The organism is Pirellulales bacterium (assembly GCA_036267355.1).
GTDB lineage: Bacteria > Planctomycetota > Planctomycetia > Pirellulales > DATAWG01 > DATAWG01.
On sequence record DATAWG010000099.1, the window covers coordinates 47,211 to 60,871 of the forward strand.

The following is a 13,661-nucleotide window of genomic DNA, read 5'->3' on the forward strand; positions in this document are numbered from 1 at the left end:
GCGGAGCGTGAAACCGCAAGCGACTTGCCCTCTCAAACGGCAAGGACAAACGCTTGCGGTTTCGCGCGTCTGGCATTAGCATTCCCGATGCGTGCTGCGGTGTTCATATTCCGGCATTCTTTCCCGACCATTGGTCGCTCTCATGAACGCCCGCTGGTGGATTATCGTTGGCGCCGTGTTGGCCGCGGCCGCGGTTTTGGCGGGAGCGTTCGGCGCTCACGGTCTGAAGCAGCGCGTGAAGACCGGCCTCATGACGGCGGAAAAGCTCGAGGTGTTCGACACCGCCGCGCGGAATCAGATGATTCATGCGATCGGCCTGATTCTCGTCGGGCTCGCGCTGCGTGCGGGCGGGCCATCGATGGCGGCCCAAATTGCCGGCGCAGCGTTTCTGCTCGGCATCGTGCTGTTTTGCGGATGGCTGTATGCCAACGCACTATCGGGGAATGTCGCGCTGCCGCTTTTGGCGCCGATCGGCGGACTGTCGTTCGTCGTCGGCTGGATCGCGCTGGCGGTTGCGGCGTGGGGTTGGACCGCGGCGCGGTGAATCTTGCATCGACGCGCGAAACCGCAAGCGAGCACCAATGCCGGTCGAGTGGGTGGCTCGCTTGCGGTTTCGCGCCTCGGCGGTTGCCTCCGCCGCGTGCGGCTTACAACGCCGCCGCGTTGCCGATTCTTGCCGTCATGGCATCGCGCACCAGCCACCACGCGATCCGCGGGTTCCGCTTCAACTGCGACAAGCAGTAGGGAAGATAGGCCTTGCCGTACGGCAAATAAATCCGTGCCGGCACGCCGAATTCATGGGCCAAATGGATCTGTCGCGTCAGCGGCAAGCCATAAAGCAACTCGAGCGTGGCCGGTGTGCCGAGCGACGACAAGCGTTCGAGTGCGGCACGAGCCGTGCCCAAATCGTGGCTCGCCACCGCGACCGTTCGCGCCCGACCGGCGAGCCGTTCGATGATCGCCTCGAATCCGCGTCGCGGGTCGAGCCGCGGGTCGGTCGGATCGGGCCATTGCCCTTTCACGACCCGCACAGCCAACCCGCGGCGGGCGGCCCAATCCGCATCGTCGGGGCTGCGCCGCCATCGGGCCGGCAGCGTGCAGCCGATGTCGGCATTTTGTCGCAGCGCGGAATCCACCGCCGCCCAAGTTCGATCGACCGATTCGGGCCCCATTGCGTCGAAGTGCAGCCGAACCTGCAATCGCACCGCCTCGCGTACCAGCGACTCCAGGATCGGAGTGGAATAACCGAGCGAAGGAAATTTGATCGACAGATACGTGTCGCGGCCCAATGCACCCAGTGCTTCGAGCGCTTCGTGATACGCGGCAAAAACATTCGAGGGCTCCGAACCGACGGCGTCCCAATAGCCCATCGTCGACCGCAGGCCCCGAGCAGCCAGTCGATCGGCGAGCGCCAACGCTTCGTCCAGTTCGCTCCCGGCGATATACGATTTCGCCGCCCGTCGGGCTAGCGCATGCAGGGGCGCTTTGGCGGCCTTGGTCAGTCGATGCACGAAATTGCCCATCGCTTCACTCTCTACCCGGATGTTGGTCGCTCGTCGGCGTCAGCGGCGGTCGTTTCCGAGGATGCTGGCGGGCTTGCGTCGCCGTCGGCTCGGGCTGCCGCCCCGCGAAACCGCCCGCGCCACCGCTGCAAGGCCGCGGTCGATCGACGGCGGGCAACCGTGACGGTGTCGGCGGCGAACGCCGCAGCGCCGCGCAAGCCAAATGGATACAGCCGCAGCGAGACACAGCGATGCTCTTCTTGCGTCCAGACCTGCGTCCACGGCTCGACGGTGCCGAGAAACTCATAGGCTGAGAGCTTTTGGCGGACGGCATGCCGGATCGTTTCGCCGAGCAACAGCGTGCCGGGCGAGCAATCGGCCCACGCCGGGTCGAAACCGATCTTCAACAACCACCAGCGGCCGGCTTCTTCCGTGGCGATTTGCATGGCGACTGGTTGGTGTCCGATCCAGAGCAGGCCGATTCGCAGCGTGCCGGCCTTCGCCGCCCAATCGGCGAAGCGACGCAAATGACCCCCGCGAAGCGGATCGCAGGCCAATGCCGTTCCGGCCTCCCCCTTCCACGAACGAGCCTCGATGTCGTAGGCGATTTTCAGCAGTTCGTCGAGTTGATCGCTTGCAGGCGCGAGCACCTCGGCACGCACTTCGCCATCGCGCTCGGCGCGCCGCTTCGCGCGCCGATAGTCGGATCGCCGCCGCGAACTCAAATGGCCTTCCGGCGACTGCCAACTCTCGTCCAACGTGATGAAAGGGCAGCTCGCTTGAGGCCTGACGACGACGATCGCCCGGCCACGGCTTGCTGTTCGTAGCGCTTCGATGGTCGGCGAATCTTCGGGCATGCGGCCCAAGAGCAACGGTTGCCGCAGCCGCACGATTGCGTCGGCCAGTGCGCCGAGTGCCTCGCGGTCGGTGTACACGAAGTCGGCCGGTTCGTTCAACCGCCCGACGCCCAACATTTCCCATCGGGCGGCGCCCCAACCGATTGGTCGAGCTAGCGGTGCGACGCCGCGCAGCACGCCGTCGCCATCGACTGCCATAACGATTTGCGGCGCTTGTTCATCGGCCAGCGTGGTGGCGGCGGCCAGCGTCCAGCCGAAGCTGGCCATCGGGCCGCCGCATTCGCCGCCTCCTAAAGCTTCCGAACGCAGTGCTGCGGCGGATTGAGCTCTCGTCCTGGCAGCAGCCGCCGCGCCACCCATCAATTCGCGGCCGACGATCAATGCCGCGGCTTCAAGATCGACGCTCGGCCATTTCGCTTCCAATCCGCCGATCGCGTCGATTCCGGGGACGGTCCGAGATGTATATCCGGCGCTCGATTCGTGAGCGATCGATCGTTCGAGCAAATTGAGTGCTGTCGCCATCGACTGCCTCCCGTCTGACGCTTGCCGGCCGACGCAAAGTATGCCCTCACAGCCACTCTACGTCGCGCCGGCGATGCGGCAACCGATCCCGGAGCATGTGTGACGATGATGCCGATGCTGCGAGTCGCGCGGCCCGCGACGGGGTTTGGTTTTTTGCAAGCGGTTGGCGGTCGGGCCGCCCCAGCGATTGGCGGTCGGCCCGCCCCAGCGATTGGCGGTCGGCCGCCCCAACACGTTCGGGCCGTGCTCCGTTGCCAACTCCACGCTAGCCCGCAACGTCAGCGAGGGAGGCCTCCAAGCGGAAGCGACAATTTGAACGCCCCCCGCGGAGCCGTTAGGATAGGGGAATTGCCGACGGCGGCAATTTTTTTCCGCGAAAACCAAATAATCGGCGCCTGCTGCGCATCTAATAAGGTAAAGCGGGCGCGACGGGGGCTTGCCTTGAGTTGGGCGGATGAGTGCAAGATCGATCCGCAGGTGGTCGCCGGGCTTTATTTGGAGCACGCCGACGCGCTACGCCGCTTCGTCGTCGGAGTGCTCGGCAATCGGGTGGCCGGCAGTGGAATGGCCGGCAGTGGAATAGCTGGCAGCGCCGAGTCAGCCGCCGATGTGCTGCATGCCACGTTCGCCAAGCTCGTCGAGCATGGCCACACCGTTCGCGAAGAGGGACATAAAAGTTGGCTGTTTAGCGTCGCGTATCACGAGGCACTGGCGCTTCGTCGCCGGCGTGCGGTCGAAGTGAATGCGGTCCGCCGGATCGCGGCCGATGGCTTGGCGGAGCAAGGACGACGGGATTTTGGCGGCATCCAGACTGCCGAGGAGCGTCTGATACGCTGGGAAACCGTCGAACGGGTTCGCCGCGCGATCGAGCAATTGCCGGCCGAGCAACGGCAAGTCGTGCGGATGCGGATTACCGACCAAAAGAAATTTGCCGAGATCGCCCGGGAATTGCAACTGCCGCTGGGAACGGTGCTCAGCCGGATGCAGTTGGCCCTGGCAAAGCTGCGAAAAAGCCTTGCCGACGAGCAGAACTGAGAGCGTGTCAAAGAATGGGATTGGCTCCGACCTTGATTCAGGAAAACCCGAAAAAAAGCGGCGGTCGTGAGGCGCCTGTCGCCATTCTTCACATTTGCCATTCTTCACATTTTTGAGCGATTGAACCGACTGACGAAGACAATGCTCACGCGAACCACAACAGCGGATTAGGACGGAATATGGCTGGCGAAGAGTCGATGTCGATGGGAGATGCCGACCTGGATTTGTCGGCCTTGCGCTATCTCGGCGATGAGCTATCGTCCGTCGAGCGAGCAGAATTCGAATCGCTCTTGGCCGAAAGCCAGGAAGCGCGCGAGGCCGTCGCTGCGGCTGTGCTAATGCTCGCGGCTGTGCCGTTGGCGACTGACGCCGGCTCGCTACGACAAACTCGGCCATGCGAACGGCCTGCCCGGGTCGGATTTTTGGGGCGATTGGCGCGGCGTGCGGCGTGGGCGGCGGTCGGCGCGGCGGCATGTTGTTTGGCAATCGTCGGGGTCGACGCCGCTCGAAATGTGTTGTCTGCGTCGCATCGGGCCGTTGCAACGCCGGATCAAGAAGCCCGCTCAAGCGTTTCCGGAACTAGCGGTGATCGGAATTCGCAAGCGACCGACGACTTGGCTCTCGAATGGATGAACATGGCTGCCCAAGCCGATCCTTCCGACACCGACAAGGGCACGGACGCAATGGCTGTAGTCGGCGCGGAATCCGGTCCGGATGCGGAAAGCGTTTTGGCCGAGGCGAGCCGATTCGCGAACGGCAATTCCGCTTCCGCGGATGCTGCGTCGCCCGGCGGCTCGAACGACGCCGTCGACGAATTGATTGCTCCGAGCTGGCTTGTGGCGGCGGTAGCGCCCGCGGAGACAGCCGTTCCGCCGAACGCCAATCCTGCGTCGGGCGGTGCGCGGGCCGCCGAATAGGTTTGGCGAGAAACGCGAGGATGGTTCGAGATGGCCTATAAGACTTCATCATGCTCCGCACGGGTGATTGCCGCGTGCTTGGCCGCATGCTTGGCGGTGGGATTGTTTGGCGTCGGGGCGATCGCGGCCGAATCGCTTGAATCGCCGTCATCCGTACCGCAGGCCGCCAGTGCTTCGCCCAAAACCAAGCCATCGGTCGCCGGCAGACTGTCTGCTACCGGTAAGCCGGTTGCGAAGGCCGTGCAGGTGTTGATTACACCCGAGCGCGAGGCGGCCGCGTTGCAGTTTGTTCGCGAGCATCATCCGGAACTGGTCGAACTGCTGAAGAACCTGAAAATCTCGCATTCTGCGCAATATCAAGCCGCCCTGCGGCAACTTTTTCAGACGAGCGAACGGCTCGCGCGAATCCACGAAACCGATCCGCCGCGTTACGAACTCGAATTGAAGCTGTGGAAAATCAAGTCGCGAATTCAGCTTCTCGCGGCCCGGTCGAGCATGTCAAACGATCCGGAACTCGCCGTGCAGCTCAAGGCCGCACTGGAGGAGCAGGCTCAGGTGCAGCTTGCGGAATTGCAATTGGAGCGCGATCGTGTGGCCGAACGGCTGAAAACACTCGATTCGTCGGTCGAGCAATTCAAAGCGAATCGGCAGCGAAATATCGACAAGCAATTCGAAAAATTGATGGCCGACATCAATCACCGGCGCTTGCAAACCGCCGCAAGACAGGCAGAATCGACGAAAGAGCGACCGGCTGCGAATGCCGTAAAGCCCAGCGTTGCGACGAAATCCGCCCGCCCGACCACGCCGACAAGCTCCGCCGCTATCCCACCCACCGACCAAGCCCAGCCTTGATCCGATACGGATTTGATCCGTCGTGACAGTAACCCGCCTCGCCGAAAAGTCATTATCCTTGTAGAGCAGCGAGATCCGCCGGCCGGCGCGGGGCTGCGTAAGCGTGCGCTGCCCGGTGAACGGTGTCCGGCGAGCAGCGCCTGGTGAGCGGCGCCTGATGAAGGGAGTAATGCGATGAACCGCCCGTTGCGAAATGGCCTGATCGTTGCCGCAGGCATGTCGGCCATTGTGGTGGGGCAAGCGCTCGCCGCCGCGGTGCAAGACACGGCTGCGCGGCCGGCCGATTCCACGCCGCTGCCGCCTGCGAGCGAGCGGTTTGCCGGCGGCGCGAAGTCCGACGAGGTGCCCGATTTCCGCCGGCATATCGAGCCGCTTTTCGGCCGGCTCGGTTGCAACGGCCGGGCCTGCCACGGTTCGTTTCAAGGCCGCGGCGGTTTTCATCTTTCCCTGTTCGGCTACGACGCCGTCACCGACCACCAAACGCTGCTGACGAGCACCGACGGCAAAGTCGATGTCAAGCATCCCGGCGAAAGCTTGATCCTCAAGAAGCCTACGCTCACGATCGACCATGAAGGCGGCTTGCGCATGAAACGCGGCGATTGGGAATATCGCATGCTGCTCAAATGGATCGAGGGGGGCGCCAAGCTTTCCAACAGCGAATTGCCGGCCGCAAAATCGGCCACTGCAAAATCGGCCACTGCAAAATCAAACGCTGCACAAGCAAACGCTGCACAAGCAAATAGTGCGAAGCCGGTCGATGTCGCCAGTCTCGACGTCTCGCCCGCTGAAATCGTGTTTCATAAGCCGGGCGAAACCGTGCAGCTCCGCGCGATCGTGCATTGGACCGACGGCACTAGCGAAGATGTGACGCCGCTCTGCCGCTATCAGTCGAACGACGATGCGCTGGCGAAAGTGGATTCGTCGGGCCGAGTGACGTGCTTGGGCAAAGGCGACACGCAAGTGGTGGCGTACTACGACAATGGCATCACGCCTGTGCCCGTCTTTTTGCCGCTGTCGGACCTCGTCGGCCCGCGCTATCCCGCAACGCCGACCAACAACCGAATCGACGAATTGGTGTTGAACAAGCTCAAGAAGCTCGGCATCACGCAGTCGCCATTGTCCGACGACGCCGAATTCTTGCGCCGCACAAGTCTCGATGTGACCGGCACACTGCCGGCGCCGGACGAGATTCGCGTCTTTCTGGCCGACCGTTCGGCCGACAAGCGGCAGCGGAAGATCGACGAACTTCTGAGCCGCCCGGCCTATGCCGCGTGGTGGGCGACGCGATTGTGCGATCTGACCGGCAACAACGCGAACCAAATTCAATGGTTCGACCAAACCACCGCCTCGCTGCAATGGTACGACTGGATGTACGACCGGATGCGGCGCAACGTGCCGTACGACAAGATCGTGGCCGGCCTGCTGTTGGCCACCAGTCGCGAGCCGGGGGAAGACTACGCGGCCTATTGCCGGCGCATGGCAACCTACAACGCTCCGCATGGTTCGGCGGATTTCGCCGCCTCGCCGACGATGCCCTTTTATTGGGCTCGCAATAATTTCCGCAATCCCAACGATATGGCGCTTGGCTTCTGCTACACGTTTCTCGGAGTGCAGATGCAATGCTGCCAATGCCATAAGCACCCGTTCGATCGCTGGACGAAGCAGGATTTCGACGATTTCAGCCGGTTCTTTACGCGCGTCGGTTTCGGTGTTGCCCCGGAGGATCGGGCTGTGAATAACGAATTGACGGCCGTAATTCGCGGCCAAGCCGAAGGTGGTTTGCCCCCCGACATGAAAACCGTCGCGCTTGCCGCGGGAGCCGTGAAGCGAAGGGCGGAGCATTCTGCCGACACCACGACGGTATCCAAGGGTTCCAAAGCGAAAATCGTCGTTGCGACGGTTGCTAGTGCCGCCAACCGCGCGGCCAAAAAGGCCGCCAAGAAGAACGCCGATTTCAACAAGCTGCTCACGGAGCTTGGCCAGCAGGGAAAAGTCATCCCGCTCCAAGAAGTGTTTCTGCTCCCGAAAGCGGGCGCCAGACCGGCCAAAAAAGAACCGCCGAAAAACAATTCCGCCAAAGCGAAAGCGCGGCCCATCCCGGCCGCCAACGCAAAACTTCTCGGCGGTGAAATGGTCGATCTGAACCAATACGACGATCCACGGCAAGCGCTCGTCGAGTGGCTCCGTCGCAACCCGACGCGCTACTTTGCCCGCGTAATCGTGAATCGCGTTTGGGCAACGTATTTCAACGTCGGCATCGTTCAGCCGACCGACGATCTCAATCAGGCCCATCCGCCGAGCAATCCCGAGCTGCTCGACTACCTCACCAGGGCCTTCGTCGAGCACGGCTACGATTTGAAATGGCTGCATCGGGAAATTCTCAACAGCCGCACGTATCAATTAAGCTGGCAGCCGAACTCGACGAACCGGCTCGATGAGCACAATTTCAGCCATGCGATTCCGCGCCGTCTGCCGGCCGAAGTCGCCTACGATGCCCTGCGGCTGGCGACCGCCGGCAGCGCCGAGTGGAAGCTTGCCATGGAACAGCCGGTCGATCGGGCCATCGGATTGGATTCCGCCGGTGGGTTGCGGCCGGGCAAGCCGCGCCAAGCGGCCAACCGCTATGCCCTGACGGTTTTCGGCAAGCCGCGGCGATTGACCAATTGCGATTGCGAACGGTCGATGGAGCCGAGCCTGTTGCAAACGTTCTTCCTGCAAAACGATCAGGAAGTGCTGACGATGCTCGATCGCGACGGCGGCTGGCTGGCCGAGACGACCAGAAAATTCGGCGCTGCGATGCGAACACCGCACGAACCGCCCGCGGACGCGAGCGCGAAGCGTGGCAAGCCTCCTGTAGCGCCGAAGCTGTCGCCGGCTGAAACGGATGGCTTGGTGCAAGAAGCGTTTTTGCGTACGCTGTCGCGCATGCCGCAGCCGGCCGAACTAGCCCGTGGCCGCGAAGCGATCGCGGATTCCGAGACTCCGAGATCCGGCCTCCGCGATCTGCTCTGGGCCTTGTTGAACACCAAGGAATTCATCCTGAACCACTAAGCGGCAAGCGAAGAATGACGAAGCACGAATCTCTAAGAAAGGCTGAAGGATTGAGGCTTGAGACTACAGGACGCGACAGCGTTCGTCTGCCTTCGTACCTGTAGCGTGTAGCCTGTAGCCTATCCGAACCCCACCCGCCTCACCCACCTCCCCGGAGTCTCCCATGGCATCTCACATTTTTTGCGACGGATTGCGACGACGCGATTTCATCAAGGTCGGGGCACTTGGCGGGCTCGGTTTGCATTTGGCCGGCTATCTGCGGCTCGCCGAAGCGGGGCAGGTGGCGCCGGCCAAGGGCCGCTCGGCCATCTACATCTATCTGCAAGGCGGTCCCTCGCACCAAGACATGTTCGATCTCAAGCCCGAGGCGCCCGCCGAATATCGCGGCGAATTCAAGCCGATCAAAACGAATGTGCCCGGCATCGAGATCTGCGAACATTTGCCGAAGCTGGCGAAGTGTGCCGACAAGTTCACGATTCTACGCGGCGTTAGCCACACGCTGGGCGCCCACAATCTCGGCACCGACTATATGAACACCGGCAACCGGCCGCTGCGGTCGCTCGATTATCCCGGCTACGGGGCCGTGATCAGCCGCGAGCTGCCCGTGCCGAAAGAGCTTCCCTCGGCCGTGGCGATTCCGAGCACGACCGCCCGCCCCGGCTACTTGGGCGTGCAATACGCCACGCTCGAAACGAGCGCCGTGCCCATGCTCGGCAAGCCATTTGCCGTGCGCGGCATATCGCTGTCGCGCGGGCTGACGGTGGCTGACATGGAGCGCCGCCATCATTTGCTCGACGATCTCGACACGACGTTCAAAGGCTATGAGCGCAATAGCGACGTGCTCCAGGGATTAGACAAATTCGATCGCCAAGCGTACGACATCGTCAGTTCGCCGGCTGCTCGCAAGGCGTTCGACACGAGTCTTGAGCCGGCGGCGGTCGCCGAAAAATTCGGCAACCATGCCTTCGGGCAAAGTTGCCTGCTGGCCACGCGGCTGGTGGAAGCGGGTGTGCGATTCGTCACCATCAACTACGGCGGCTGGGATACTCATGGTCAGAATTTCAAAGCGCTCAAGGAGCGCAAGCTGCCGGAATTCGACGACGGATTTTCCGCGCTGCTCACCAACCTATCCCAACGGGGATTGTTGGATTCGACTTCGGTGTTCGTCACGGGCGAATTTGGCCGCACGCCGAAAATCAATCCGAATGCCGGCCGCGATCACTGGCCGCAAGCGATGTTCACGCTGCTGGCCGGCGGCGGCATGAAAATCGGGCAAGTGATCGGTGCGAGCGACGAGAAAGCCGCCAAGCCGAAAGATCGGGCAATCAGCCCCGACGACGTTGCCGCGTCGTTCTATCGCAGCCTGGGGATCGACTACACGAAGGAATACCGCACGCCGACCGGCCGCCCGGTGATGATCGTTCGCAACGGCACACCAGTGCCGGAGCTTTTCGGCTAGGCTTTGGGTCAACACACGAGTCCGAAGCGTTAAGCTCGGACGAAAAACAACTTCTCCACGGGCCCCTCTCCCCTTGCGGGAGAGGGCAGGGTGAGGGGTTCAAAAGCGGAAGTTATCTTTCGGCCGAGCCTTAGCGAGGGAATCCTTTGACGGAGGCGGAGCCGCCCTGAAGATTCATCGCCAACGCTTCGGGCTACCGGGCGCCGTTTGCGGCATGGGGAAAAAGATAGCGTCGCGCACTCGTCGCTTCGCCACTTTCATAGTCCGGCGCTTTCCGACACTTCGCGAGCGAAGCCCGACCAATCGAAGTTCTCGCGTCCCTTGGCCACCGTGGCCGTGAGCCGCTGGTGAATCAGGGCGGCCAGCGGCATCGGCACCATCTGCTCGGCCGCCGCCTCGAGGATCAGTCCATAATCTTTGCGAATCAACGACGGCTTCGCGCCCACCGGCTCATAGCGCTCCGAGGAGATCAATTCGCCGTAGGCGCGATAGACGAAACAATCGAAGAGCGTTTGCGTGAAGAACTGATAAGTCGCTGTTCTCGGTACGCCATGTTTCTGGGCCATCGTAAAGGCTTCGGCCATCGCTTCGATCGCGGCCCCGAGCAGAAAATTGCCCGAAAGCTTGATGATGTTGGCCGCGCCCGGCTCGTCGCCGAAGTCGGTGATTCCCCGGCTCATCGCCTCCTGCAGCGGCCGCACGCGCTGCCGTGCCGTAGCGTCGGCGCCTGAGGTGACAATCCACAGCTTCGCTTCCGCCGCCACGTCGGGCTTGCCGAACACTGGCGACGCAATGTAGCTCGCGCCCTGTTCCTTGTGCAGCGCCGCGAGCCGGCGGGCCGTGTGCGGGGCGATCGTGCTCATCGACAAATGCACTCCACCGCCCAAGGCGGCGAGCAAACCGTCGGCTCCCAGCGTCGTTTCCTCGACGGCTCGATCATCGGAAACCATCGTAACCACGATGCCGCCGGGCTCGACGGCCTCGGCCGGGCTCCGCGCAAGGGCCGCGCCTCGCTCGACCAATGGTCGAGCTCTTTCCGCGGTGCGGTTATAAACTCGCAAGCCGAAGCCGGCTTTGAGAAGGTTCGTGGCCATTGCCATGCCCATGCCGCCGAGGCCGATAAAGCCGATGGTTTCTTTCATCGCAGTGCCCTCCATTGGTTCGGCGGGAGTAGCAGGTGTCGCGCTCGCCGCGTTTACAGGAATGTCGAAAGATCCGATCTGTTCCGCGGAAGTGGATTATTGCCGGTCCGATTGTTGTTTGTAAACGCGCGGGCACGTCGCGTGGCGACGGCCGAACGAGATACAACGCGTGCGTTGCGGGTCCTCCCTCGCTAACGTTTCGGGCTACTGCATACGCTTTTCAAGCGCGTTGCTAGATGGCGGGCGTGGGAGGTGTGATAATAAGGCTCGGCCGAAAAATAACTTCCGCTTGTTGAACCCCTTATCCTACCCCTCTCCCGCAAGGGAAGAGGGGGCTGTGGAGAAGTTGTTTTTCGGCCAAGCCAAAGCCGGCCCGCCGCGCTTCCGCCCGCTCGAAGCCAAGGAATCTCAACGATGAGTCCATGCGATTTCATCTCGTTTCGCGATTGCGTTTCGATCCTTCGCTGCACATGGGCGTCTCGCTTGATCGCGGCGGTTCTATTTGCGGCCGGCGCTACGGCTGCAACTTCCAACACGGCATCCGCGGATCCCGAGGCTCGGCCTGAGCCGACCGCCCAACAGGTGCAGCATGCGATTGACAAAGGAGTTGAGTATCTCGAGCGGAAGGAAGATCTAGACAAGGATTTCGGCCATTGGACCGCCTACCGCGATTACACGGGCAGCACCACTGAGCTTTGCACGCTGGCCCTGCTCTCCTCGGGCGTTCCGGCAACCGACCCGCATGTCAAGAAAGCTCTCGATTATTTGCGCACGCTAAAGCCTGAAAAGACTTACACCGCCTCGCTGCAAACGCTCCTCTTTTGCCTCGCCGATCCGAAACGCGATCGGGCGCTGATCCAAAACAATGTCGATTGGTTCGAGCAGCACCAGATCACGGAGGGCGCCCACCGCGGCGGCTGGGCATATCCGGGACTAGGAAATGGCGACAATTCGAACAGCCAAGCCGCCCTCGCCGCCCTCTACGAAGCGGAGCGGGCCGGGGTGCCGGTCAAGGAGCAGACATGGCGATTGGCTCTGAGTTACTGGAAGGACGCCCAAAATCCCGACGGCTCATTCGGCTACTACAATCTTCGCGGCAAAATCGAAGTCCCGGGCACGGGCAGCATGACCTGTGCGGGCGTCGCCTCGCTGGCGATTTGCGCGCGGCGCGTTGCCGCGATCGACGCACAGGCGGACGGCCGGGTTCATTGCTGCACGCAGCCGTCCGATGATTCGGCTGAACGGATCGAACGGGGCCTGCGTTGGTTAGGGCAAAACTTCAGCATCGAGTACAATCCGAAAGGAGTTCGGTCGCTATGGCAGTTCTATTATCGCGATGGGCTTGAACGAGTCGGCCAGCTCACCGGTCGTCGGTTCATCGGCGCCCACGATTGGTTTCGCGAAGCGGCGGCCTATCTCGTCGGCGAGGACGAGCAACTCGCTAGTGGTGCGTGGCAGAGTTCTGGCTCCAGTGTCGATCCCGAGCACGATCCGAACATCGCCACGAGCTACGCGTTGCTCTTCCTCACCCACGGTCGCCGCCCGGTGCTGATTGCCAAATTGCAGCACGGCCCGGCCGATGATTGGAATCGGCATCCGAGCGACCTGGCGAATTTGACGTCGTGTGTCGAAACGCGCTGGAAGAGGGAATTCCCGCTCGGCCTTTCATGGCAGGTAGTCGATTTGCCGGAAGCCAAGCTCGACGATTTGCGGCAATCGCCGGTGCTGTTTCTTAGCGGCAGCCGATCGCCCGAGGTCGATGCGCCGCACGCCACGCTGCTGCGCCGCTATATCGAGCAAGGCGGCTGTTTGTTCGCCGCAGCCGCTTGTTCCGATGGCGACGGATTCGATCGCGGTTTTCGTGCCTTGCTGCCACGAATCTTCCCGCACGGTTTCAAGTTGGAGCCGTTGCCGCCGGGCCATCCGATTTCGCAGGCCGAAAAGGCATTGCCGGCCGAGCAGCAACGCGCGCTGCTTGGCATCGAGGATCGTGGCCGCACGTGCGTTGTTTATAGTCCGCCTTCGAAGCCCGGGGCTCCGCAAAACGCGCTGTCTTGCCTGTGGCAGTTTTCATCGCCAGGCGAGCAGCGATTTCCACCCGAGGTGGCTGCCCAAATCGATGCCGCGAATTCGATCGGCGCGGCCGTGCTGGAATACGCGACCAATCGCAAATTGAAAACTAAGGACCGATTATTCCCGTCGGAGAATCATTCGAAACCGGCCGACGGGCGGACGATCGAAAAGGATAACTGACATTCGCAGGGCGATTGATAGGCTCGTTCATCTTTCCCAGCGGCTCTCCCGCTGGAGAAGCCGGAACCAGC

The 13,661-nt window shown here is 62.3% G+C and carries 10 protein-coding genes; 7 read left to right on the plus strand and 3 right to left on the minus strand.

What is annotated here, in order from left to right; all coding sequences use genetic code 11:
- The first annotated feature begins 142 nt into the window (after positions 1-142).
- Positions 143-544: a DUF423 domain-containing protein gene (locus VHX65_15590; GenBank protein ID HEX3999974.1), complete on the plus strand. Its 402-nt coding sequence runs from the start codon at positions 143-145 to the stop codon at positions 542-544.
- A gap of 103 nt (positions 545-647) precedes the next feature.
- On the opposite strand, the gene VHX65_15595 is transcribed toward VHX65_15590, so the two are convergent.
- Positions 648-1,523 (minus strand): hypothetical protein, encoded by an 876-nt coding sequence (locus VHX65_15595; GenBank protein ID HEX3999975.1) that lies wholly within the window; start codon positions 1,521-1,523, stop codon positions 648-650.
- An 11-nt stretch (positions 1,524-1,534) separates the two neighbouring features.
- Complete coding sequence (locus VHX65_15600; protein HEX3999976.1) at positions 1,535-2,881, minus strand: GNAT family N-acetyltransferase; 1,347 nt, start codon at positions 2,879-2,881, stop codon at positions 1,535-1,537.
- Between the two features lie 441 nt (positions 2,882-3,322).
- Here VHX65_15600 and VHX65_15605 point away from each other — a divergent pair, with 441 nt between their 5' ends.
- The 5 genes from VHX65_15605 to VHX65_15625 all read left to right on the plus strand — a co-directional run bounded on the left by VHX65_15605 (position 3,323) and on the right by VHX65_15625 (position 10,195).
- Entirely contained in the window at positions 3,323-3,916 is a 594-nt protein-coding gene (locus VHX65_15605; protein HEX3999977.1) for an RNA polymerase sigma factor, read from the plus strand.
- Between the two features lie 179 nt (positions 3,917-4,095).
- Entirely contained in the window at positions 4,096-4,833 is a 738-nt protein-coding gene (locus tag VHX65_15610) for a hypothetical protein (GenBank protein ID HEX3999978.1), read from the plus strand.
- 30 nt (positions 4,834-4,863) lie between these two features.
- Positions 4,864-5,685: a hypothetical protein gene (locus VHX65_15615; GenBank protein ID HEX3999979.1), complete on the plus strand. Its 822-nt coding sequence runs from the start codon at positions 4,864-4,866 to the stop codon at positions 5,683-5,685.
- A gap of 174 nt (positions 5,686-5,859) precedes the next feature.
- Entirely contained in the window at positions 5,860-8,736 is a 2,877-nt protein-coding gene (locus VHX65_15620; protein ID HEX3999980.1) for a DUF1549 and DUF1553 domain-containing protein, read from the plus strand.
- Between the two features lie 163 nt (positions 8,737-8,899).
- Positions 8,900-10,195: a DUF1501 domain-containing protein gene (locus VHX65_15625; GenBank protein ID HEX3999981.1), complete on the plus strand. Its 1,296-nt coding sequence runs from the start codon at positions 8,900-8,902 to the stop codon at positions 10,193-10,195.
- Positions 10,196-10,452: 257 nt separating this feature from the next.
- Here VHX65_15625 and VHX65_15630 read toward each other — a convergent pair whose 3' ends face one another.
- The gene (locus VHX65_15630) at positions 10,453-11,337 is read right to left on the minus strand and encodes an NAD(P)-dependent oxidoreductase (GenBank protein HEX3999982.1); all 885 of its coding nucleotides are present in this window, start codon (positions 11,335-11,337) and stop codon (positions 10,453-10,455) included.
- Positions 11,338-11,751: 414 nt separating this feature from the next.
- Between VHX65_15630 and VHX65_15635 the strand changes: the two genes are divergently transcribed.
- Positions 11,752-13,590: a DUF4159 domain-containing protein gene (locus tag VHX65_15635; protein HEX3999983.1), complete on the plus strand. Its 1,839-nt coding sequence runs from the start codon at positions 11,752-11,754 to the stop codon at positions 13,588-13,590.
- Positions 13,591-13,661: the final 71 nt, after the last annotated feature.